Source organism: Mycobacterium sp. DHQP2018-32-09 (assembly GCF_058148405.1).
Genome location: NZ_JBYVYK010000147.1, coordinates 1 through 442 on the forward strand (window position 1 = coordinate 1; position 442 = coordinate 442).

Consider the following 442-nt stretch of genomic DNA (forward strand, 5'->3'; position numbering starts at 1 on the left):
GTTCGCAGGAAAAGAATCGCGCGGAGACGGTGTACGCGAACTTCGTGCAGCAGACCGCGCAGCTCGCCGATATCGAGATCCGCCGGACCGAGTTGCAGGCGCAGAAGGCATTTCTCGAGCGCGTGATCGCGCTGCAGGCGAATCGTGCGCAACAGTTGCAGGCCGATCTCAGCGTCGCGCGCAGCCAGCAGGCCGAAGTCGTGCAGCGGCAGAAGTCGGCGCAGGAGCAGGCGCAGGCGCTGCAGGTCGAGAAGCGGGCTGCGCAGTTGCAGTTGCGCGATCTGCAGGAGCAGGTGCGGCAACTCGAGAGACAGACCGAGACAGGGCTGCCCGCGCACAAGTAACGGTTCGTCGAACGGACGGAGCGAGACGAGCGAAAACCCGGCGAAGCGATCTTCGCCGGGTTTTTTATTGCGCGTGCGTCAGTGCGTGAACGCGTCCG

The 442-nt window shown here is 64.5% G+C and carries 1 protein-coding gene; it reads left to right on the forward strand.

The annotated features are described in order from the left end of the window. On the forward strand, positions 1-344 hold a 344-nt coding region (locus AC30CM_RS27090), incomplete at its 5' end, for a DUF2968 domain-containing protein (RefSeq protein ID WP_490119990.1). Positions 345-442: the final 98 nt, after the last annotated feature.